The sequence below is a fragment of the Endozoicomonas sp. 4G genome, from assembly GCF_023822025.1.
Classification (GTDB): Bacteria; Pseudomonadota; Gammaproteobacteria; order Pseudomonadales; family Endozoicomonadaceae; genus Endozoicomonas_A.
The window spans coordinates 4473097-4492727 of sequence record NZ_CP082909.1; the positions used below are offsets into that span (position 1 = coordinate 4473097).

Below are 19631 nucleotides of genomic sequence, written 5' to 3' on the forward strand. Positions count from 1 at the left end.
TATGAAAAATAAATGGCTCTGCTGCGGTGGGGGCAGAGCCATTTAAACCGGTTAGTCTGGTGTGTTTTCCTCAATGGTGACCCGGCGCTTGCCGGTGAGTAGCTGCTGCATCAGGGCTTTTTTCTCTTGTTTGAGAGCTTTAACCCTTTTCTTAAGAATCTGACATTCATCTTCTGCAGACTGGATGACCTCAGAAATTGCACTTTGCTCATCAAAGGAAGGTAAAGGTATTTTGATTTTACTGAACTCCTTCCAGCGCAGACTGCCTCTACGATCAACAGAAGCATTGGTTGAAGCTGCAAAGATTTGCCGGTAATGATCGGTTTTCAAAAGTTTGTATAGATAACCATCGTGAACCATCTCATTGGTTTTAAAGACTGTGTATATCGGGCTAACGACTCCAGAATCATACAAGTCCTGATATCCAATGGAACCTTCTTCAATATGGTTAGAAGGAAAACCGAAGCTGTTGCGTTCAACCACTTTGTACGTGCTGGTATCATCGCTATAGACCTTTTTCTTAAAGTATTTTAACGAATCAACAAAACCATCATATTTCGAGCAAGACAGCACTGGCAGCTCCAAACCGTCAGAGTTTTTCTTCACAATCTGTATGGCAACATCTTCAATACCTACGAAGCCCCAGTCATCAGGAACCAATCCATAACGTGTTTTATGGAACCCAGAGCTTTCCTGAAAACCAAGCAATCGCCTCTTCCCCGTCAACAACTGCTGCATCAGTGCTTTTTTCTGCTGTTGGCTGTTGGTGAGCAGTTGTTCTGTGGTGGTGATGGCTTTGTCCCATGTGCCAAGGATTTTGGCGATTTTGCGTTGCTCTGGCTGCGGAGCGATCGGAACGGGGATAGATTTGACAATAGTTCCGCTTAAATTATCTTGTCCGCCACCATTGCTTAGTTGCCTAATATTGCTGTACTGGCTTTGCAAATACTGAAAATAAAAATCCGAGTCATAGCCAAGTTTGAGAAGAATTGCTGCACAAGCTTGATTCGTTGCTGCTTCAACAGCAAGTTTTGCAACTTGCCCACGGGTTTTACCCTGCCCATACATCGCCATTAAGATTGTGCCAACCGGAAACATCTTAGCTGAAGAGTTATTCAGCCCCTCATCAGTGATTTTTTGCGATGAGTCGTATATCTCACAAAAGTTAACTTCACTCGTAGTGACCCATGGGATACTTCCACACCAGTATTCAGCTACGCCCCGGCTTGGAGTGCCTCCCGAAGTTACAATAGCAATATCTTCTAAAACTCCTTTCCTCCACCCCTCAGGCACCATAACCCAACTCCTTCAAATAACCTTCCATCTTCACTTCCAGCGCAGCCAGCTCATCTTTCAGTTGCAGCCGTTCAGCCCGAACAGCCTCCAGATCAACCTCCTCTTCTTCCTCAAAAGTATCCACATAGCGGGGAATGTTCAGGTTAAAATCGTTCTCTTTGATCTCCTCAAAACTGGCCACATAAGAGTATTTATCCACATCCGCCTGAGCCCGGTAGGTTTTGATAATCTTCTTCAGATTATCTTTGGTCAGCAGGTTCTGATTTTTACCTGACTTGAATTCGCGGCTGGCATCAATAAACAACACATTGTTGTCATTGCGCTGTTTTTTGAAGATCAGAATTGCAGCAGGAATACCTGTGCCATAGAACAGCTTTTCCGGTAGACCGATGACCGCATCCAGAAGATTTTCTTCAATCAGCTTCTGACGAATTTTGCCTTCAGTGGAACCCCGGAATAAAACGCCGTGGGGTACGACGACAGCCATGCGACCCGTGCCTGGTTTCAGGGTCTCAATCATATGCAGAATAAAAGCATAATCACCTTTGGTCTTTGGCGGTATTCCACGACGAAAACGACTGAACTTATCGTCAGCTGCACCATCCTGACCCCACTTATCTAATGAGAACGGTGGATTGGCAACAACAATATCAAAGAGCTTTAAATCACCTTGTTTATCAAGCAGTTTGGGGTTACGAATGGTGTCACCCCATTCAATGCGGTGATTATCCTCTCCGTGCAGGAACATATTCATAATGGCCAGCGACCAGGTGGAGCCAATGGCTTCCTGCCCGAAGAGTGCGTACTTTTTGCTGCCTGTTTTGTTACGGATTTTCTGCCCCAACTTCATCAACAGTGAGGCAGAACCCGCAGCCGGGTCACACCCTTCATCACCTTCTTGCGGGTCCATCAATTCGGCCATCAGGTCAGATACTTCCGGGGGGGTATAAAATTCTCCTGCCTTCTGGCCACCACCGGCAGCAAAGTTTTTAATCAGATATTCATAGGCGTTGCCAATCACATCAAGGTTACCAACACGGGAAGGGCGAAGGTTCAGTGCGGGTTTGGCAAAATCTTCCAGCAGATGGCGAAGAATCTCATTTTTTTGCTTTTCTTCACCGAGCTTGTCGGTGTTAAAGGAGATATCCTGAAAGACACTTTTGGCAGAATCGCGCAGTTTGGTGCCATTGGCTTCTTCAATTTCATGCAGACAGCGATCGATGCGTTCACCATTACCCGGCTGGTGTCGGCGTTCCCACAGGCTGGAGAAGTTACCCATGAAACGATCTCTTATGGAGCCATCTTCTTTGCGAAGGATGACTTCTGGAATAATGAAGCGCTCGCTTTTCATCATTTCCGTAATCAGCTCAGGCTCGTCACCGTACTCTTTTTCATAGCCATCGTAGTGATCCTGCCAGACATCAGAGATGTATTTCAGAAACAGCATGGTAAGGATAAAGTCCTTATAGGTGTCGGCACTGACAGTACCGCGGAAGGTATCACAGGCGCCCCACAAGGCTTTATTGATTGCGTCCTGGTTTACTTGATCAGTCATTATTGTCTTCTCCCCGGATATCGTATTGAGTGTTTAAAATGTTATTGGCAATTTGGTTTAACTGCCGTTCCCGATTATCAATCATACGTTTGAGTACCTGTCGCTCCTGATGCGCCGCCTCAACCATAGCCATTACCTTCTTCTGTAATGCCATTGGGGGGACGCTGATTTCCATCGCCTCAAGCACACCACGGCGAACACTTGACTGAACGCTGCCTTCACGACCTTTTTGCAAGTATCTCTGGCAGGGTTGCTGATTGATCTGCCATGCCAGAAACTCAGGCAATAGCTGGTCAGTTTTTTTCACCCGCAGGTGAAAAAAGTGGGGCGAACAAACGGTTTGCTCTGGCGTATTGTGCAAACAGACTGCGATGTTGTTCTGCCCGCGCATGACAAACAAAATATCACCCTCTGTCAGCCAATCGGGTTTTTTGCGCCCCGTCAGCTCAGTGTGTGCAAGTGCTGGCCAGTTGATGCCACCAGTGTCTGGCAACAGATTACGAATCTGTATAACAGACACGTTTCCATAACCGACTTCCGGGATACTTCCCCGAAACGGATAACCTGGTTTTATTTGAACGAGTTGTATTAAATGAGACCTCATGTTTTCACCGCATCATAAACAATGATGCAAATATAGCTTGCTATTAGTACGATAGTCAATATAAATTAATGCATCATTACGAATGATGCTCAGCGAGATAAAGCATGAACGACAGAATTTCCCAACAGTGGGAGGTGCTTAAGAGGCTGGATGCCTACATAGGGTCTGCAAACACCAAAGCAGGTTTGATCTTGTCGGTGAGCACCGCTGCTGCGACTATTACGCTGGCGTCTTATACGTCGCTTTATGAAGATAATAGCAATGACTGGGTTTCCATTTTGAGATGGCTGGTGGGAAGTATGGTTATTCTATGTATGCTGCTCTCAATATGGCATTCGTTTCATACAATTTTCCCAAACACTACACCCGGCAGCACGAGATCACTGATTTCTTTTGTTCATATATCCAGTTATGAGGGCGGTGCTGAGGCTTACTTCAATGCAGTTGCTGATGAAAACGACAATGACCGGTTAAAGGATCTTTGCTATCAATCACACATTTTAGGAGTGATTACCACTGAAAAGTTCAAATCAATCAAGAAGTCAGTGAAAGCATTAAAAGCAGGTATATTAGCTGGGCTCTTGCTGCTAGCGATGACTGCTACCTCGCAACTGCACAGCCACTTTTCCATTGAAAACTCAAATAAAACTACTTCAGTTCAAACAGAGCATGGTAAAGAAGCATGAGTAAAATGAAGCTGAAAACAGCAACCCGTGAATTTTGTGATTTTGAAAATTTCAGCCAGGGGAAGCCAAAAATCTTTACAGGGCAGTCGGCCCCCAAAACGGAATCTGTTTCGACCGAAGGCCTGGCTGACGTTCCTGCGGAAGAGTACGTTTACCAGAATGCCCTAAGGCCTTATTTTGCAAAACAAGGTATTAATACACAAGCGATGGGAGCACACCCTGACTTTGCTCATCTTAAAGATACCGGGGACACAATACATCATCATATAGTGACTCTGTTTATCGATATAAAAGGCAGTACCCGGCTAAACCTTTTGCTGGATATTCAAAAAGCATTTCAGGTAAAGAACAGAGTATTACAAACAGCAATTGAAGTGGTTCGATCACTGGATGGCCATCCTCATCGTTTGATGGGCGACGCGCTGATGGCATTTTTTGGAGGGGATAGAATATCTAAAGAAGACGCAATAGCCAATGCAATTAATGCAGCCACTATGCTACGCACCATCATGAAAGAGTACGTATTCCCTGATCTTGATGGATATTTACCAGGCAAATCAGAAATGGCAGTGCGAATTGGATTTGATTTTGGTGATGATACAAAAGTACTGTGGGGTACTTATGGCTTTGGTGACGCCAGTGAAGTGACGGCACAGGGGCTGAATGTAGATTTTGCCTCAAAACTACAGAGTCATGCGGGAGCCAATAATGCCATGTTGGGACAAAGCTTATATGAGTTCGTGGATTTTCCGGAGCAGTATCTGCAGGTTAAAGAAACCAGTAAAGGTCCAAATACATTGCTAACTCCAAATATCTCATACGCCGATGGTCGCAAGATCAACTATGGGATGAGGCTGCTGAAGACTGATGAATATCAGCGCTTGCTCCCGCTTCCAACAGAAGATAAGGCAAACTTTTCAGGAATTACAAGAGTTACTTCGTACAGTGATATTCAATATTTTTGTGACGTGGAAGAGGAGGAAGTATGGCAACGTTATCCATCTGTCTCCCGTTTCTTGGATAAAGAATTAAGCTTACGATTTACTGTCAAAGTTGCTAACTGGGTGGTTGAGCGAAACGGTGGACTTGATGTCAAGTTTACCAAGCAGAATCATGGAATAGAGGCTGGAGAGCATATAGAGCCGGTTATTACCCAAAAACCCCTTAACTATTCATCGAGTAGTCGTAATGAACATCCTCCGTATCGCTCTGTTGAGAAGTATGAGGGAACCTTGTACCGGGGACTCCATACAATGAATGTGAAGGTCTTAAGCAGAAAGCACAATCGGTTACTATTTGAGGATTGGATTGGGGTTTACATTGTGTAGCTTTTAATGCGGAAAAGCTGATGAACCGGTGACTGTATTTCTGCTTTATGCTGCACGCATTATGGTGCAGCACTTCCCACTGCGATGAGCCTCTTCAATGGTTCTGTCACCATTTCCAGCAGTAATAATCACCATGATTCCGGCCTCCTTTAAGGTTAAGTATTTACCGAAACCCCTCTGTTTCTGATCTGGTATTTCGAATACATTGTCAAGCAACTTTTTTCTGTTTGAAATCATAAAATGCAACCAGCCACAATCAAACTCTTCCTCGTCAAAGGGAGCCCAACAGGCCTTCGCACCGCAGAGATCTCAAACTGGACCGGCAAGGCCATTGCTGGCCCCCGCAGTGATCTTGTTGACTTTCTGAGCCGCCCGGAACTTAAAAGTCCTGGTGTCTACCTACTTTCCGGCATTGATGCAGATTCAAACGAGCCTGTGATCTACATTGGTGAAGCAGAGGACGTATCCACTCGTCTTAAGCAGCACGCCAAAAATGAAAACAAGGACTACTGGGTTCATACCTCAGCCTTCGTCAGCAAAGACGACAACCTGACCAAAGCTCATATTCGTTACATTGAAGGAAAGCTGATTCAACAGGCTTACAACAGCAAGCGAGTGGTTGTGATGAACAGTGCATCCAGTGGTTCTTCACTGCCTGAAGCTGATCGAGCCGAGATGGATGTTTATATAGAGAGGATGCTGCAATTATTACCCGTACTGGGCATTCACCACTTGACATCCACCAGCCTTTCTCCTGAAAAACCTAAGCTTCTCAACCCCGACAAACCTGCTGCCGCTTCTAACCAGATACTCTTATGCAAAGTGAAAGGAAAGCTCACAGCAACAGGGAAGCGATCAGAAGGCGGGTTCACTATTTTCCAGGGGTCTCAAGCGGTAGAGCAAGCGGTTGAGTCCTGCCCAGAAAGAATAGTCAAGTTTAGATCAAAGCTCATTGAAAAGGGCATACTGGCCCTTGATGACGGCTGTTATATTTTTACTGAAGACTATGAATTCACCAGCCCCAGTGCAGCTGCCGTCATAATCAGAGGTCGAAGCACTAATGGTTTAACTGCCTGGAGAACAGATGATAATCGCACGTTGAAAGACTTGGAAAGGGAGCCTGCAAACAAGTCTCTCTAAATGCACCGGACTCGGCGCGGTACCTTGTATCTCACCATACTGAATAAATGCAAAAAGATTCACAACAGGCTGGCCCCGCTTGAAGACTACATTGAGGGGCTCTGTTGCACTTATTGCTTGAATCCAGCGGTTTGAAACTCTGCTTGATAAAACAACCTGACTTGATTGATTATGGTTAAGGAGGCTCTGCAATCAACCAATTCTTATAGGGAGCCTGACGAGGTAGCATATGAAAGGACTGTTAAAATTTGGCCTGTTCGGCTTTCTGTTTGTTTTATTTGTAACTGTGATTGCAGACCCACCAAGCTACTCGATGCTTTACCTGTACACTGCCACATTCATGCTGCTATTTCTTATTGTTGCTGCAGCAAAAGCCATCGTGTCTACCTTCAGGGCATTTTTTTCACAGATGGACAAGAAAATTGCACCTGATGAGATTGATCAAAAGCAAAGCAGTCAGCAAAATTATGATGCCAGAAATTATCATCGTAAGCATGGTTACGATAGACGTAGCTCAGACTCACCAGCTTCACAAAACACAGTAGACTCTGAGTTTGAAGAGATTAAAACGCCGTTTAACGATCACAAAGACGCCGGAAACTTTGGCGAGGCCAAAGTAAGAGCAGTGCTCTCGGAGTTAAAGGGAAAAGTGATCTATGGCTTTATTGGCAGCCAGAATATTTTTTATGCTGGTAAGAACTTTGAGATTGATTTTGTTATAAGTGTGCCTGGAGTTGGTTTTATTATGACAGAGGTGAAATATCACTCTGGCCAGATTTTTTGTGACAACACGCCGATGTGGAGGCAGATCAAAACCAACGGTTCAACCTACGATTATAAAAATGCTTCAAAGCAGGTCATTAGAACCCGTGGGTTATTCAAGAGATTGCTGACCGATCATGATATGAACAAATGGCCAATAAAAACGGTGGTAATCTACGCCCATAAAAATGCGGTGATCTATCCAGCAATGAGTCCGGACAACCCGCAAACCGACGTGGTTAAGCTAGAAAACCTGGAGTCGTGGATCAAAAGTCTGCCAAGAAACGATCTGATCAGCATGACCAGAGAAGAACATAAACAAGTAGAGGTACTTATAGAAAGGCATCACCGTGAATACGAAGCGGCATAGAGGGAAGATAAAAATGAAAAACAAGAAATTCCTGATTTTGATGAATGTAGCATTATTGATCCTTGGCGGGCCTATAGCACTTTTTCTGGGCAGCATTGCCAGTGTACTGCTCTATAAACTGGGCGACTCACCTACAGAGGGAGCTGATTTTTCAGGTAGTAACACTGGCTTTGACCATTCAGGCAGAGACAGTGGTTTTGACGATGACTCGTTCACTCATAACAGCTTAGATCCATCGTCGTCTTCTTTGTTTGAAGACGATAACGCCGTTGACTACTCATCCATGCATAGCTTTAATGATGACGTTTTTTCCAGCAGCCCTCCCATAAATCCTGCCACGGGTTTACCGATGATGGATGACAGCATTGGCGGCATTGATGTAGGCGGAAGCCCCTATGGTACAAATATGAATGACTCCTTGGGTTCCGATATGCATGACTCTTTTAGTTCATCATTTGATGACTCATTTGGTTCTTCATACGATGACAGTTTCAGTTCAGGAGGGGGAATAAACAATGACTGGTAATAATAAATTTACGAAAACCTGAATTGTGATTTGATGCCTAAAGCTCTCAAACCTCCACCTCGTACTCCACCAAATCCGGCGCAGCCCCCTTCACCTCTCCTCCCTGAATAAAAGCCTTCTGCCCTACTCCCACAAATTCACCTTTCACCGTCACGACTGAACCATCCCTGAGCTGGGCCTGACTGGTTCCATTGCCATTGAGTGCAGTGATAGTAGCTATTACCTTGCTTCCCTCCGGGATCAGTGACTTGAACTGCTGCCAGATGTTAGTGGTGGCCATGGCCTTCTCCACGATTTTGGATATGCGGTGCTTTTCTTATGATCAGACACCCTACACAGATTAGCCACACTGCTAATATTTTCAGATACAAACCTAAGCAGGAGGCTGTTACCAATGAAAGATAAAATAAACATCAACCTGGATCGTGTGAAGTCAATCATTGACTCTTTTGACGATGCTCAATTTAACACTACTGATGTGATCAGGCGTTATAGTGGAGGCTTCTTTTCTAACAAAGAAACACCAGCCTCTTTCTCCTTTAATGCTCAATTTGGAAAAATCTTAAAAAGTAACGAAGACCGCTTAGGCATTAATGAGATCGAGAGTAATAAGGCTGTCCCGGATGATAACGGGCATGAAACTTCCACTTCAGTGTGGGCCAAGCGCAGCCATTAGTCCTTCAGGCAAGGGTTTCATCAGCCAGCTCAGCGCAGTGGAAGTGTTGAGCTGTTTCTTTTTGACTTAATAATGCCTCTCGAGCTCAATTGACTGGATCACTTTACCTATCACAGTTCTCACATTGCTGGACAGACACAAAGCCCTCCAATTACCAGAAACATCCTGCACCTCAACCAACTGCCCCGGTTCAATCAGCCCGGGAGCTATATTCAAATCCGTCAGAGGTATCTCTAATGTGGTGATACTTTGATGCCCACCCTTAGCCAGTTCGTTCCTGCCTCTCTCTGTATTCACCTGCGTCTCCGTCAACCAGTCCTCCAGAATATCCGGTGCCGGTTTATCACCTGCAGTGCCTTTCCGTTTAACATTGACCGCCACACCCGCATGGGTACCAGAAACATACACGGCATTGTATTCCGGTTCCGGTCGCCAGCTGGCACTCAGGTTGATGACCATACTGGCGGGTACGATCTTATCCATCGTGGCACTACTCCAACTCCAGGGACTGGCCGGATAACGGGGTTTAATGTTCAGCTGATCCGCATCTCGGGAAGGAATGATCACAGCACCGGCAGTGCTGGCCAGTCGAGCGATGACGGTCATGGCGGTTTCACTCTGATAACTGAAGCTGCCGCCGGGGATAATCCAGTCGGGTGTGCTGAAGTCATCCAACTCCGGATAGATTGCCGAGAAGCCGGTGTTGGCCAGCTCTTCCGTGATCGCCTGTTTGGCATTGAGGTTGCTGCTGTTGGACTTGCTGCGCTTGGGTGCGTAGGGTGACGCCAGCAATTGTGTACGACTGGTTCCGTAGATGGTGTAGCGCTCTTGTCCGAATGCTTTTGAGCCGGTGTAGCGTTCGACAATAAAGACCCACTTCCAGCCGTTGATGTTGACTTCGATCTGCTTGGGGCCGCTCTGATCGGGTTCCACGAGTTTCAGGCTGCTGGCTCCCCAAAGCTCCCCGCTGAGGCTCCAGCTGAAGCTGTCAATGTCGAGGCTGATGTCCATGTTGCTCATCTCGATAGGTGTCCTGTCGGGCAAGGTCACCACGCTGATGGTGTTCATAAGCAGATAGGTCTCCCTGATCTCTGGCACTTCGGGTTCTGGTTTTTCTTCAATGCCATCAGACTCGCTATCAAACTGACTGTCGATGTCATCGTCTTTGGCTTTTCTGCCGGGTCCCCAGGGGATAATGACCGGCTCATCCTGGGTGCGGTTGCTGCTGAAGGCAGAGCGTTGTCGTGAGTCCCTGGGCTGGATGGTTCGGTTGGCAGAAGGTTCCCCCAGGTTGAAATACACAGCCGAGGTGGTTGCTGGTGAGTAGCGTCGGGCCTGAAAGCTGAAGTTCAGCAGCGTGGGTTCTGGTACCCGATAACCCCTGGCTATGACCTGATGAGCAGCACTGTACTCATCGCTGCGATTGAAACGTTCGATGTTCTGTCGGTCTTTATATGTCGCCTGTTGCCAGTGTTCAGCACTCTGCTGTTCTCTTGCCTGAATACTCTGATCCCGCAACTCATTGATGCTGGATTCTTTGGCAGGCGGTTGCTGCCAAAGACCTTGTTGCTGACTCTGGCGACCATTGGCTAACTGGTGACTGATCCTGACAGACTCTTCCAATTCGGGCACCTTGCCCCAGAACAGCCCGATCTGTGGCGCTTCCAGAAGGCTGGCCTGATGACTGCTTTGCTGAATACTGGCCTGAATCGTCATCGACTGCTGAAACGGACTACAGGCAGCGTGCTGGTAGGCGTTGCCTGTCTGCCATTGGCTCTGGCAGTTTCTTACGACAGTAGGCGTAGGAATAAAGGCATAGCTGGGCTGTGGGTAAAACTTAAAATGGGAGGCCGGTTGATAAATCTCCCTGATAAAGTTGAAGTCTTTTGTCTTGTTTGGAAAGTAAGCCACTTAACTCTCCGGTACGATCTCGGGTATTACCGGGCCATGGGCCAGAGGCCGGGTGTAAGGCTTGGCTTTGAACTGGGCGGTGCCGATGGCCTTCACACTGTCATCGAACCACCAGGTGGGTTCGGTGCTGTCTCCGGTACCGGCGACGGTGCAGTGGTAAACGTAGCCCTGGAAGTTGGCCGGACGGATGACATGGCCCACTTCATAGGTGGTGCTGGCCTGCCAAACCTGTCCATAGTCGTCCACAGCCATAACAAACACAGCGCCTTCATAGGGGCTGGTGTCCAGGGAGTAACTGCCGTTGCTGCTATCGCTGAGCACACTGTTCAGGACGGCATGTTGGGTTGCCTGGCTGCCATCGATTTCCAGTAGCGCCTGAGTAATGGCAAAGACCCGGCGAGCTACCGGCTGGTCGTCTTCCATAACGGTGCCCTGGATGCGAGTTGTTTTGCCATTGCCGGGGATGATGATGCCGCCACTGCTGCCTGAGGAAGAAGGTGGGCTGTCGGAGTCGCTCCAGACGACGGTGGCCTCATCGGTATTGGTCCACTGCAACTCTGAGCTGACCTTATTCCTGCTGGTGATGATTTTCAGCGGGTTGCTGCTGTCTTCAAAGTCAACATTCCAGACCGTGATATTGCTTGAGGATGACGTAGGCTGCGGGACGTTAGCGCCACTGTGCTGATTGGTTATTATTGCACTGCGAATCCATACGCCTGCGGCCTGCCCTTCGAACTGCTCTGTACCCCCCAGAATGAGTTTTGCCCCGTTTGAAAAAATCTGCGTTTGATTACTTATGTGCGTGTTTTTGGTCACGCCAATAGAGTCACCGTTTACCCAGACATTCAGGCTGCTGGACAGTCCTATTGACAGCTCGATGAGCTTTCCCGTTGGCAGCGGAGTTTGAGCAACATAATCAATTTTGAGAAATTCACCGCCCCAGGTGTAGTAGTGTTTAAACTCAATGATGCCCTGATTCAGAACGATATCTGTCCGACGTTGTATGGTGGTTTCATTTGGCCCACCGTAGATAGTAAGCAGTGGCATACTGTTTGATAGAACAGTGTCGTCCAGCTGCATCAGTGCATAAAAATGCAGCTGTCGACCGTAGATGGCTCCAGAGCTGTTGGAGAATCCCTCGTCTGCATTATTGAGGATGAAAGAAGATTTGAGCTTTCCCTCGCTGTTCTCTGTAGAAAACCATAGGCCCGCCATCAGTCAGCATCCCCCCGAATCTGCAGTGTGAACTGGTCACTGGTTTCGGTGCCCTGCCCGGCCAACACGGTTCGGCAGATCCAGACCGGTGCCAGACAGCCATCAGTATTAAACCGGATCGCATTGCCTACCGCCCAGCCGGTTCCCCAGCCCTGGGCCTTGAGGGTGAAGTAAGGGGTTCCGGTTTCTGGATTGATTGGCGCTGCATCGGCAGCCGTGTTAGCCGTATCAATAATCCCCAGCTTCTCTTCCACAATCTGAAAGGCGGTGCCGGACGTGAAAATAATCGCCCACTTGCCGAAGATGGCTCCCTTGTTGGCCACCACCAACGGGTAGTTGATGGTGTTGTACTGGGCCGTGGTGTTGTCGCCGATGCGCTCATCGGTCCAGTTGGGGTTGCCTGCGTTCCAGACTTTCTGACTGAAGAAATGGTGAACCCGGGCCTGCAGGTCACCGTAAACCACGGCACTGCTGACTTGGGTGTCGTTGGCCGGTAAGTCCCAGGGCACCGGGGCGATGATGGTCACCTCACCATTGATCTGCACGTCGCTGGCCACGCTCATATGTTCGACCCGATCTTTGATCGCAAACGGCGCTGTCAGACTGCTGCCTTCTATATTCTGGAGTAGCAGTGGGTCGGCAAAGGTGACCGTGCCTTTTTCACGGTCGGCGGTGTACTGGGCTGGATCGAGGGTTTTACCCTGGCTGTCTTCCACGGTGACCCCGGCCTGATGATCCCGGTTCAGGGTGATGACCTGCCCGGCGGTAAGCGTTGCAGCATCGGTCGTTTGAGTGTGACTGATGACCACAATATCCCCCGGGCGATAAATCGGTACCTGACCATCAGGGGGCAGCCGAACCGGATCCAGACCAATCAGTTCAGCATCCAGCGGCAGGCTGGTTTCCACGATGCAGTTGTAACGGACGCTTTGAGGGATCACAAAAATAGGATCGGTGCCGTCGGTAAAGGTCAGCTCACACCAGCCGGTGGTGGCATCCATGACGCCCTGAACCTCTGGCGTCTTGATCTCACCATTGAAGTCGGCTGTGGCGGTGATGATCTCGGCATTATCCACACGCACCGCAGTGAGTTGCAGACTACCGGGCCGGATGGGTGCGCCCGGTGTTCTGAAGGCTAATGCATCCACCTTAAAGCCTCCGGAGATAGTAGCAGCCGCTTGCACGGTTGCGGTCTTGACGGTTCCGGTGGGATAGACAGCCAGTGTCGCCAGGCCACCGGTGTAATCTATCGTGCCCACCGAGGCCCCGGCATTGGTCTGGCTGCTGACGTTTTTATAGAGCACGCCATCCCGGTCAAAGTAGAGTTCACCGTTCCATTCCAGAATCACACTGCCGGGCAGCAGGGGATCTTCAATCAGTGGCAGCAGGTCGATGGTCAGCTCCGGCGCACTCAGAGTATCGGTATTCGCCTTGTGGCTGAGGCTGTTGCCCTGAGCCTTGCTGGTCACTGTGTTCCCGGAGAAGACTTCTGTCTTGGTGGTGTAGGCATGGGTCAGCTCGTATCGGTAAGAAGTCTCTTTAAAGACGGTGTATTCAGGATACGGGTAGTTCTCTGTCGCCTGCAGGCTGAAGTCACCGGTCTGGTAGTCTACCGTTCCTGCAATACCACGCCAGCTGCCTCCACCGTCGTCACTGTAGCTTTTGAATCGCTGGTAGGTGGTCTGGTAAGTGGTGAAATCATTCGTCCTGTCGTTGGCATGTTGTGGCACATTGCTTTGACGTGATACCGCAAACTGAACCTGTACCGAACCGGGCAGTAGCGGAGCCCCCGGAATGGTGCCGGTCATTAGGCCGGAGCCATCGACTTGCACATCAACAATACCTCCGGCCACTTCCCCTTCTTCATACCGGATCTCGATCTCTGTGTCCTGGTCTGGCAAGGCATTCAATACAAAGCCCAGTTCTCCCGGAGCGTAGTGGGCACTGCCGGAGCCGTCACCGGTCAACAGGCCGTTGCCCTGGTCGGTAAGAGTTTTGGTTTGTCCGCTGGCCAGATAAGTGATGACGATACTGCCCGGCTTGATGCCCGGCTTGGCAGTGGTGTGCCGGAAGGAAAACTTATCCACAGCCACCGGGCCGGTTCGCAGGGCGATTTCATCATCGGCCTGGGTGATGTAACTGAACACCAGCTTGCTGTCAGGATCAGGCAGTCCATCGAGGGTGACCGCCACACTGCCGGTGCTGAAATCCATGGTGCCCGAGCCTGAACCGGCCAGCAGGCCATTGCCCTTATCGCTGATATCCTGCCACTTGCCCAGGGAGATATAACTGATCACCAGCGTCCCCGGCCTGGGCTTGGCCTTGGCAAAGTTGAAAGTGTAGTTAAAGCCCCGGTTCTGGGTGGTAATGCCCAGGGTGCCACTGATGGCGGCACCGGTAATACCAGTGGCAGGCTGGTACAGTGCCGTGGCCGAACTGGTAAAGTAACTGCTGTTGCGCCAGATGTTCAGCTCACCACTTTCATAGTCAATAGTCAGTTTGCTGTAGTTATTGACCCCGCTTTTGTGTACCAGCTGGCCGGTTTTGTCGTCTTCAAAGGTGCCGCCTTCTAACGATAGGGTCAGGGTACCCGGCAAGGCACCGGTTTGCAGAAAGGCCCTGCTCTGGTTGCCGGACAGATGCACAAAAGAAAGGCTGATATTACGTTGGCTGGAAGACGTGGCCACCATCCGTTTGGCGGTGTAGCCGCCGTACTGATCGACCACTGGGCTTTCGACCCGGGCACTGGGGACCAGCGGTGAATAAACACTGTTGACCTTGAGGGTCAGGTCGCCCTTTTTGATCGCCCCTTTTATGGGTTGGATGCCGTAGTAGCGAGAGGTGTCTGCAATCTGGGTCGACTGTACGGTGGTTTTCGCTTCACTGGCCCCTTCTGAACTCACCGACATTTCTGTGCCTGAGGGAGTCGCCGTACCGCCGGGAAAACGATCCACCAGGGCGACACTGATTTCCATATCCAGCCGCCGACGTTCAAAATCGACATAACTGCCTGCGCTGTAGGCATGGGTGAAGGTTTCGATACGGTGCTCTACTTTGGTGATGCGGACGTACTGCTCCTTTTTACTGTCGGTGTTATAGAGCCGATAGACTTCACCAATCTCCGGCAGAGCCTTTTCTGCTCGCTGAATACCGACAATGCTGCGCTGCCCCACCAGCTGATCCCCCAGCAGTTCAAAGCTGGCCGAAGTGCCGGGCACCACATAAGCCTCGATGCGATCCCGGGCAGCATTGCGCTCATCGGTCTGGCTGCCGGTATTGAACAAAAGCACACTGACATTGTCGTCATCTGGTGCGTCGGTGAGGATGATATGGCTGCCGAGATAGGCGTCGTTGTTATCGGTGCTGATGCCTATGTAGGCTTTACGCAGGGCGACATCACCGATGGTGCGATCAATCCTGGAGATGTCCTGGAACAGGTTATTGACATTGCCGTCGATCACGACCGTGCCGGTGGCACGACCACCGCCGTCTTGCTCATCAGTGAGTCGCTGGCTTTCGAAGAGTTTTACATCGTCGTTGTTGATGGCCATGGAGATTCCTTTTCTTTAAGACGAAAAAAAACCACCCTTAAGAGTGGCTTTTATGCTGGAGAAGGATTAAGTCAAAATTCAATTACCAGTACGGAGAACCTTCCAGGTCTACTCTGTTCATTCTCATACTCATGGACATACTCTGCGTGATAACTTCATTTTCAAGCAAAAATGCCATCACCTCTTCTGAATTTTTATTGGATAAAGATTCCAGAGAAAGTCCTTTATCTCTCATCCAATAAACAATTGATTCGTACCAATCCATATCATTGTTAGCCTTGCTTTCCCTCGACTTCCAGCCTGGATACAGCCTTGCCTCTACTAAAGCAGCGTTCCTTTCCTCCAGATCTCTTTCCTGCAACGATTTATCTGAAACGGGTGTTGCAGTGGACTCCAATTTACTTTTTTTAGACTCTGGAGCTTCTTGTGTACTTTCATCAGGCTTTCTTTTGCAGGCGTTTTCAACCTTTCGAGATTCCCAGGAAGCGTCATTTTCAGGCACTTCAGACTTCTCGGGTTCAGAAAATGTAACCGACTTTCCTGCTGTTTTCCCTATATCCATCAGCTGGCTTCCTTGACCTAATAGTCATATCAGTATAGTTGTCACAATGACCACTTTATGTGCCCTGTACTACCAATAATCGAAGAGTGAGTTGATAAAAATGATTGTCATCAGGATATGCAAAAGGTAGAACCTGCTTTGCTTCAATTGGGCTACCGTGAGTCCGGTCAAAAATGACAGTAAATTGACGCCCGTCAGGAAGTTTCAGAATCATTCTTTTATTGGCTAATTCACTGAGAGACTGCAGTTCAACTACGGTTGAACGATTGACCCAACCAGCATCCAAACCTCCTGATAACTCTATGGGTCTGCCCAATTTTTTTGATTGCTCCTGGATCAGCAAGCCACCGGTCAGGGTACGGTCCTGGCTTTGCGCCACCGGGTTCCAGTCAAACTCATTGATCCATAACAAATCATCGGGCAGTGTGATGCTATCCAGTGTCATCAGGTTGACCTCATCCCTGCATTTTTTAATGCTTCCAACAGTCGGCTTTCGTCACCGGGCTTTACGCCTACATCCACTTGACCACCTGGGTACTCGAGACGAATGACTTTCTCAGGCGTTCTGCTTTGTGCCGGAGGACGCTGACTTTGAATACGTGTTTTTTCCTGTTGAGCTTGCTGCTCCCTTTGCTTCTGGGCTTTCTCTTGCTCCTGAAGCTGGTACTGACGCTGCTTCTCGGCCAGGATCGATTGATTGAGCGAAAGTGCTTTCTCCAGGTTACTCACTGCTTGTGAATCACCTTCTTGCTTGGCGATGGCCAGCTCCAGTTCGAGACCTTTCTTCCGGGCTTCGTAGCGGCGTTGCTCGATATCACCTTGCTTACCCTGGAGACGATCCAGTTCATCCTGAAGGCTGTTCAGTGTGCCCTGGGTGCTGTCCGAGAGACGCTCCATGCTGGCGTTGGCTTGCTCGATGGACTGGTTTAAACGATCCAGGTCTTGCTGGTTGAGCAGATTAAGACTGTCAGCCAGATGCTCTCCCTCGCTGGCCATCTGTTGGGCTGTTGCTGAGCCGTCCTCATAGCCCTGCACCAGTTCTTCCAAGGCGATCTTCTGTTCATAGAATTCAGCTTTTACTGAAGCAGCATTCGTCGCTGTATCTTTCATCCAGCTGCCAAGACCGGTGACGTCCATTCCGACATTGGCCGTGGCCAGCTCCTGCACTTCCTCTTTGGTTTCAGCCAAAGCTGATTTCAGCTGTCCCAGTTCCCCGAGGCTGTCCGTGGTGTCGATCTGCGTGGCTCCCTGCATGGAGAGAAACATATCCTCTGCCTGGGCGCTCAGGCCATAAAGCTCGGAAGTGATGTTGTTGTAAAAGCCAACTAAACCGCCAAGCGAGCTGGCTGCACGTTCTGCCCCCTGGGCCTGTTTATCTCCGGCCTCATCCACAGCATTACCCAGTGACTGGGCAGCCTCTGCCGCAGACTGAGCACCCTCTTCCAGCTCAGTCAGTTTCTGTCGGCTGGCTGCTAATGCTTCGTTGTATTGCTCCTGCGTCAGGGTGCCCTCAGCGAAGGCCTGGGACAGTTGCACGGCCAGCTCTGCCAGCTCAGTGCGGGTTTCGGCAGCGTTGATTTGCTTCAGGGCATCGGCGGCATCGGTGAAAGCTTTCTTGGCGGTCTGAGCGGACTGGACGTAAACCGAGTTGAGTTTGGTGACGTCTTGTTTGACGGACTTTGTCGTTTTTTGGTTTTCGTTACGGATGGCTTGTTGGGTCGCTTGGCTGGATTGAACCATTGCTTCAGCCAGTGCCTGCCAGCTGTGGTTAATGTCCTGCACATCTTCTTTCACGGCTTCTTTAAAACCTGCCGACACGGCTTTAAACGACTCAGCAAAGGACTGGAGTTTCTGGGCCGGTTCTGTCGCACCCAAAGCGTTCAGCAGACTGCCCAGCCCTTGGGAAACGGATGAGATCACTTCGCTGAACACCAGACCAAAAGCTTTCACCGCCAGGGTAAAACCATTAAAGAACAGTTGGATTGAATTACCGGTCAGAGTAAAGGTGTTATTGAGACTGGCCAGAGTAGAAGCAATACGCTGACTGGCAGACTGAAGGCTGGCCACCACACCGTCAAACGTCAGCCCGGTAAAGTTGGCCTTGATGGCCTCACCCATCTGCACAAACGCATCGCTGATGGACTGTGCCAGTCGAGACAGACGACCATCTTCAGACATAATACTGATCTGGTCAGAAAGACTTTTAAGCTGATCCTTGGCGTAAGACAGTGCACCACTCTGGGCCACTTCATCCAGGAAGTTCTGCCAGCTGTCTTTCAGGTTGCTGACATAGCCAGACAACAGTGACATATTCTCAGCGGCAGCCCCGGCAGAGCTCTTGCCAATTTCCTCGATCAGCAGGGCAATGGTCTCCCGACCCAGTTTGCCAGCGGTGGACAGCTTCTGCAGTTCCTGAACATTTTTGCCGGTGGCTTTTTCCAGCAGCTCCCAAACCGGAACACCCCGCTCGACCAGTTGTAGGATCTCTTCGCCTTGTAATTTCTGCTTGGCCCAGGCCTGACCCAGTGCCAGTGAAATTCCATTCAGACGTTCCATGCCGCCACCCAGCTTGGAAGCCTGATCCACCATGGCCTGCATACTGCCATCCATGGGATCAAGACCGAACGCCTTCAGTCGTACAAACGCCTCTGCCACCTGCTCCAGTTGATAAGGGGTCTCACGGGTAAACTGCTTGATCCATTGAATGGCCCGCTCGCCTTCAGCCACCGAGCCCATTACGGCATTGAGCTGAATTCGCAACCGTTCAAACTGGTCACCCGTGCTCAGCAGTCCCTGAATCGCCCTTTTGACGGTATACAAACCGACACTGGTCGCCACCAGAGCACCCAGTCTTTGAGACAAACGCCCCATACTGCCTGATGCCCGATCGGCGTCTCGAGCCAACCGCCGGAAACCGGAACGTTTAAAGGTGCGGGCAGAGTTCTTGGCCTTTGCATCAACTTTCTGCAAAGCAGAAGCGGTCTCTTTCAGCTCCTTTTGCAGACGCTGCTGCTGGGCAGACAGGTTCTTATTGGAAAGTCCCGCCTGCTCCAAACTACCCCGCAGCTCAGATAACTTCTGACGCTGAGCGTGATAAGCCCGGCTGGCCGAGACTACGGATTTACGAGCTGATTCCAGAGAGCGCTGGAGGGATCGGGAAGGTTTCTCGGCCTGATTAAACTCTCTGGCCAATTTCTCTACCCTGATTTCTGCTTCCCGATAGGCTTTGCCTGCATCCCGAACGGCTGTCGTTTGTTTCTGAAAAGACGACAGTAGACGATCTTGATTTTGTAAATCAGTTAGCTTTTGTTTGAGGGTTTGGGCTTCTTTTCGGAGAGACTCGAGGGAAGAGGCTGACTGGAGGACAGTTTTGGATAGGGTGTCTTTAGCTTTGAGGACTAGCCGAAGGGCGGACTCTTTGATAGATGACATGGTTCCCTCCATGGAAC

The 19631-nt window shown here is 49.6% G+C and carries 16 protein-coding genes; 6 read left to right on the plus strand and 10 right to left on the minus strand.

Features of this window, described 5'->3' with window-relative positions; all coding sequences use genetic code 11:
- Nucleotides 1-51: 51 nt before the first annotated feature.
- From K7B67_RS17575 to K7B67_RS17585, 3 genes are read right to left on the minus strand one after another with little or no spacing between them, the layout of a single operon-like run.
- Nucleotides 52-1296, minus strand: a complete 1245-nt coding sequence (locus K7B67_RS17575; RefSeq protein ID WP_252177175.1) for a restriction endonuclease subunit S — start codon at nt 1294-1296, stop codon at nt 52-54.
- A complete protein-coding gene (locus K7B67_RS17580; protein WP_252177176.1) occupies nt 1286-2851 on the minus strand; it encodes a type I restriction-modification system subunit M in 1566 nt (521 codons plus the stop codon). The genes K7B67_RS17575 and K7B67_RS17580 overlap by 11 nt, the downstream gene beginning before the upstream one ends.
- Complete coding sequence (locus K7B67_RS17585; RefSeq protein ID WP_252177177.1) at nt 2844-3371, minus strand: restriction endonuclease subunit S; 528 nt, start codon at nt 3369-3371, stop codon at nt 2844-2846. The genes K7B67_RS17580 and K7B67_RS17585 overlap by 8 nt, the downstream gene beginning before the upstream one ends.
- Nucleotides 3372-3559: 188 nt before the next feature.
- On the opposite strand from K7B67_RS17585, the gene K7B67_RS17590 reads away from it, so the two are divergent.
- From K7B67_RS17590 to K7B67_RS17610, 5 genes are all read left to right on the plus strand, one after another.
- A complete protein-coding gene (locus tag K7B67_RS17590) occupies nt 3560-4141 on the plus strand; it encodes a Pycsar system effector family protein (protein WP_252177178.1) in 582 nt (193 codons plus the stop codon).
- Nucleotides 4142-4146: 5 nt separating this feature from the next.
- Nucleotides 4147-5469 carry an adenylate/guanylate cyclase domain-containing protein gene (locus tag K7B67_RS17595; protein ID WP_252177179.1) on the plus strand — a complete coding sequence of 441 codons (1323 nt, stop codon included), beginning with the start codon at nt 4147-4149 and terminating at the stop codon, nt 5467-5469.
- Nucleotides 5470-5709: 240 nt separating this feature from the next.
- Nucleotides 5710-6609 (plus strand): GIY-YIG nuclease family protein, encoded by a 900-nt coding sequence (locus K7B67_RS17600; protein WP_252177180.1) that lies wholly within the window; start codon nt 5710-5712, stop codon nt 6607-6609.
- 229 nt (nt 6610-6838) lie between these two features.
- Nucleotides 6839-7741, plus strand: coding sequence for a nuclease-related domain-containing protein (locus K7B67_RS17605; protein WP_252177181.1), 903 nt, complete (start codon nt 6839-6841; stop codon nt 7739-7741).
- A 13-nt stretch (nt 7742-7754) separates the two neighbouring features.
- Nucleotides 7755-8267 carry a hypothetical protein gene (locus K7B67_RS17610; RefSeq protein WP_252177182.1) on the plus strand — a complete coding sequence of 171 codons (513 nt, stop codon included), beginning with the start codon at nt 7755-7757 and terminating at the stop codon, nt 8265-8267.
- 46 nt (nt 8268-8313) lie between these two features.
- Here the strand turns inward: K7B67_RS17610 and K7B67_RS17615 are convergent, their stop codons facing one another.
- Nucleotides 8314-8547, minus strand: a complete 234-nt coding sequence (locus tag K7B67_RS17615; RefSeq protein WP_252177183.1) for a hypothetical protein — start codon at nt 8545-8547, stop codon at nt 8314-8316.
- A 114-nt stretch (nt 8548-8661) separates the two neighbouring features.
- On the opposite strand from K7B67_RS17615, the gene K7B67_RS17620 reads away from it, so the two are divergent.
- Nucleotides 8662-8943 (plus strand): hypothetical protein, encoded by a 282-nt coding sequence (locus tag K7B67_RS17620; RefSeq protein WP_252177184.1) that lies wholly within the window; start codon nt 8662-8664, stop codon nt 8941-8943.
- A 66-nt stretch (nt 8944-9009) separates the two neighbouring features.
- Here K7B67_RS17620 and K7B67_RS17625 read toward each other — a convergent pair whose 3' ends face one another.
- From K7B67_RS17625 to K7B67_RS17650, 6 genes are all read right to left on the minus strand, one after another.
- Nucleotides 9010-10854: a hypothetical protein gene (locus tag K7B67_RS17625; protein ID WP_252177185.1), complete on the minus strand. Its 1845-nt coding sequence runs from the start codon at nt 10852-10854 to the stop codon at nt 9010-9012.
- Nucleotides 10855-12069 (minus strand): hypothetical protein, encoded by a 1215-nt coding sequence (locus K7B67_RS17630; protein ID WP_252177186.1) that lies wholly within the window; start codon nt 12067-12069, stop codon nt 10855-10857.
- Nucleotides 12069-15620 (minus strand): hypothetical protein, encoded by a 3552-nt coding sequence (locus K7B67_RS17635; protein ID WP_252177187.1) that lies wholly within the window; start codon nt 15618-15620, stop codon nt 12069-12071. The genes K7B67_RS17630 and K7B67_RS17635 overlap by 1 nt, the downstream gene beginning before the upstream one ends.
- Nucleotides 15621-15702: 82 nt before the next feature.
- The gene (locus K7B67_RS17640) at nt 15703-16182 is read right to left on the minus strand and encodes a hypothetical protein (protein ID WP_252177188.1); all 480 of its coding nucleotides are present in this window, start codon (nt 16180-16182) and stop codon (nt 15703-15705) included.
- A 55-nt stretch (nt 16183-16237) separates the two neighbouring features.
- The gene (locus tag K7B67_RS17645) at nt 16238-16627 is read right to left on the minus strand and encodes a hypothetical protein (protein WP_252177189.1); all 390 of its coding nucleotides are present in this window, start codon (nt 16625-16627) and stop codon (nt 16238-16240) included.
- A complete protein-coding gene (locus K7B67_RS17650) occupies nt 16627-19614 on the minus strand; it encodes a tape measure protein (protein ID WP_252177190.1) in 2988 nt (995 codons plus the stop codon). The genes K7B67_RS17645 and K7B67_RS17650 overlap by 1 nt, the downstream gene beginning before the upstream one ends.
- Nucleotides 19615-19631 lie beyond the last annotated feature (17 nt).

Coding starts and splice junctions, on each gene's coding strand:
- K7B67_RS17575 (WP_252177175.1), bottom strand. CDS start 1,296: ATGGTGCCTGAGGGGTGGAGGAAAGGAGTTTTAGAAGATATTGCTATT.
- K7B67_RS17580 (WP_252177176.1), bottom strand. CDS start 2,851: ATGACTGATCAAGTAAACCAGGACGCAATCAATAAAGCCTTGTGGGGC.
- K7B67_RS17590 (WP_252177178.1), top strand. CDS start 3,560: ATGAACGACAGAATTTCCCAACAGTGGGAGGTGCTTAAGAGGCTGGAT.
- K7B67_RS17595 (WP_252177179.1), top strand. CDS start 4,147: ATGAAGCTGAAAACAGCAACCCGTGAATTTTGTGATTTTGAAAATTTC.
- K7B67_RS17600 (WP_252177180.1), top strand. CDS start 5,710: ATGCAACCAGCCACAATCAAACTCTTCCTCGTCAAAGGGAGCCCAACA.
- K7B67_RS17605 (WP_252177181.1), top strand. CDS start 6,839: ATGAAAGGACTGTTAAAATTTGGCCTGTTCGGCTTTCTGTTTGTTTTA.
- K7B67_RS17610 (WP_252177182.1), top strand. CDS start 7,755: ATGAAAAACAAGAAATTCCTGATTTTGATGAATGTAGCATTATTGATC.
- K7B67_RS17615 (WP_252177183.1), bottom strand. CDS start 8,547: ATGGCCACCACTAACATCTGGCAGCAGTTCAAGTCACTGATCCCGGAG.
- K7B67_RS17620 (WP_252177184.1), top strand. CDS start 8,662: ATGAAAGATAAAATAAACATCAACCTGGATCGTGTGAAGTCAATCATT.
- K7B67_RS17630 (WP_252177186.1), bottom strand. CDS start 12,069: ATGGCGGGCCTATGGTTTTCTACAGAGAACAGCGAGGGAAAGCTCAAA.
- K7B67_RS17635 (WP_252177187.1), bottom strand. CDS start 15,620: ATGGCCATCAACAACGACGATGTAAAACTCTTCGAAAGCCAGCGACTC.
- K7B67_RS17640 (WP_252177188.1), bottom strand. CDS start 16,182: ATGGATATAGGGAAAACAGCAGGAAAGTCGGTTACATTTTCTGAACCC.
- K7B67_RS17645 (WP_252177189.1), bottom strand. CDS start 16,627: ATGACACTGGATAGCATCACACTGCCCGATGATTTGTTATGGATCAAT.
- K7B67_RS17650 (WP_252177190.1), bottom strand. CDS start 19,614: ATGTCATCTATCAAAGAGTCCGCCCTTCGGCTAGTCCTCAAAGCTAAA.